This is a genomic window from Stieleria sp., assembly GCF_041595215.1.
Taxonomy (GTDB): Bacteria; Planctomycetota; Planctomycetia; order Pirellulales; family Pirellulaceae; genus Stieleria; species Stieleria magnilauensis.
Genome location: NZ_JBFHKV010001054.1, coordinates 1 through 2,982, shown reverse-complemented (window position 1 = coordinate 2,982; position 2,982 = coordinate 1). Strand labels below are relative to the sequence as shown.

At 59.1% G+C, this 2,982-nt stretch carries 1 protein-coding gene; it reads right to left on the bottom strand.

What is annotated here, in order from left to right:
* Window positions 1–2,982: efflux RND transporter permease subunit (locus tag ABX749_RS27920; protein ID WP_372898916.1), on the bottom strand; the 2,982-nt coding region annotated here is incomplete at both ends.

Here is a 2,982-nt window from a genome sequence, read left to right as displayed (position 1 = left end):
TAGAACACGGGAACGAGGAACAGCACCAAGAAGGTCGCCAGACTCAGCCCGAACGCCAACGAGGCGGCCATCGGGATCAGCAATTGGGCCTGGAACGAACGTTCGAGCATCAAGGGGATCAACCCCGCGATCGTGGTCAGACTGGTCAGCAAGATTGGCCGAAAGCGACGCTGGCCCGCATCGGCGACCGCTTCCATCGGCGGATGGCCTTCGCGGACCCGTACGTTGATGAAATCGATCAGCACGATCGAGTCGTTGATGACCACTCCCGACAAGGCGACCAGGCCGAACATGCTGAACAGCGTCAGGGGAAGCCCCAGAATTGCGTGCCCCCAGATGGCTCCGATCATCCCAAAGGGCACGATCATCAGGATCAAGATCGGCTGGACGTACGACCGAAATTGCACCACAAGCAACACGTACATCGCGATGATGGCGATTCCAAAACCCACCTTCAGGCTGCCGACCGACTCGCGACTCTGTTCCGCTTGGCCTTCCCAACGCACTTGAACCCCCGGAAACTGCTTCGCCATCGCGGGTAAATAGTTTGCCTGCAAGTCCGCGATGATCAGCGACGAGTTGGCGGTTTTCCAATCCAAGTCCGCGCTGACGGTGACCGAACGCATCTGGTCGACTCGATTGATTTCTGAAAAGCCTCGTTTGAGCGTGACTTCGGCGAGTTCTTCGATCGGGTGCTCGTTTCCGGCGGGGTCGCGGACACGAATCTCACGAAAATTCACCAGCGAGCGGCGTTCTTCTTGCGGGTACCGGACCATCAACTTGACTTCATGCCGCCCACGTTGCAAACGCATCGCTTCGGCGCCGAAGTACGTGTCGCGAACCGTGTTGCCCAGATCGGTCGGCGTGATTCCCGTCGCCAGCGCGCTGTCTTTGACGCGAAACTGAAACTCCCATTTTCCGGGCGTGTTGTCGTCAGCGATGTCGAACACACCGTCGTAGGTGGCCAGCTTTGCTTTGACCGCGTCGGTGGCCTGCAGCAATTGATCTTCATCGTCGCTGTCGGCCAGCAATTTGAACTCGATCGCCTTGCCGCCCGGGCCGACTCCGACGCTGCCGTACGTCACGCTTTCCACCCCGGCAAACTCACCAGCCTCGGCCCGCCACATCGCGAGTAGATCCTTGCTGTGGATGTTTCGAATGTTGGTGTCGTGCAGTTCCGCAAAGATCTGCCCGACGTTGCTTCCCGAACCGCCGCCGCCGGCAGGGTTTTGCGTGTTGGTTGTGTTCCCGACTTCGCGATACGTCAGCCGGACGGGACCGGCGATCACGTCGTTGCTGCCCGGATAGAGGGTCTTGATGTCGATACCGTCCTCCGCCGCCCGTGCCTTGGCAACTCGTTGGCTGACTCGGCGCAGCGCACGTTCCATCTCCCGCGTCGCCCGATCGGTTTCGATCGCGGGGGTTCCGTCGGGAAACACGATGATGGCCTGTAAGAAGTTGTTGTCCGATTTGGGAAACAAGATCGAGGGGACGATCCCGCCGCGAATCATCCCCCACGTTCCCAACGCCATCATGATCGAGACGGCGATCGGGATCATCGGATAATGCAAGCTGAACCGGAGTGCGGGCACGTAGAGGCGATTGCAGACAAAATTCAATCCGGCGGCGAAGCGTTCGCCGAGCCACGCCAAGAGCAATCCCAGCGGTCGCAGCGGGTAGGTGACAATTTCCAGCACGCGAAAAAATCCGGTGTGCGAATGCGCGAGGTGACTCGGCAGCACGAAAATGCTTTCCCACAACGAAATCACCAGCATCGCGATCACGGCAAAGGGGATCACGGCCATGAATTTCCCCATCACCCCCGACACGAAAAACATTGGTGCGAAGGCGATGACCGTGGTCATGACCGAAGCGGTGACGGAAGGAAACACTTCGATCGTACCGTCGATCGCCGCCTGTTTGCGCGACTTGCCCATCTGGCGGTGCGCGTAAATGTTCTCGCCGATCACGATCGCATCGTCAACCACGATCCCCAACGCGACGAGAAAGCTGAACAGCGACAACATGTTGAGGGTCTGGTCGCCCAGGGCCAGCGCCGCACCGGCACCCAAGATGGAAACGGGGATCCCGAGCGCGACCCAAACTGCCAGTCGCATCTCCAGAAACAATGTCAGCACCAGAAACACGAGCAGCAACCCTTGCAACCCGTTGCGTCGCAACAGGTCCAATCGCCCGCGGACCTCCGTGCTGGTGTCACTCCAAATCTCAAAGCGGTACCCCGCCGGCAACGTCTTGTCGGCCACGTAAGTGCGGACATCGTTGACCATCGCCAACAGGTCTTCACTTTTGGAGCGTTCGACGTTGACGACCATCGCCGGTTCGCCGTTGATTTCACCGACCATCGTGGAATCTTCGAATTCATCTTTCACGTTACCCAGGTCGCCAATGGTCAACACGACCCCGTCGGCACGAGTAACGATCGGCAAGCGTTTGATCTCCTCGCCGACGCGGCCCTTGTTCTTCGCCCGCAACAGGATCTCCTGGCCTTCGGTTTTCAATTGCCCGCCAGGAAGTTCCACGTTGTGGGCGCGCAGAATGTCAGCGACCTGGTTCAGCGTGAGGTCATGGCTGCGGAGCGTCGACTCGGAGATTTCCACATCGATCTGGTACGGCCGCGTGCCCATGATGGACGATGACGAGACGGTCGGCAGCATCAAGACATCATCGCGAATGCCTTCGGCGATTTCCCGCAGCTTTAGTTCCGCTTCCTGCGAGCGGTCTTGGGGGCCGATGATCCCGATGCGGATGGCGGCGTCGCGGAACGTGATCTGCTGGATTTGCGGATCTTCGGCCAACTCCGGAAAGCTCGGGATGCGATCGACTTCACGATCGATTTCCGACATCACCTTTTGGACGTTCTTGACGTCTGATCGCAGTTCGGCGAGCACGTACGCACCGCCTTCTCTGGCGATCGAGGTGACTTTTTTGATCCCGTTGATCGAGCGAATCGCTTCTTCCACC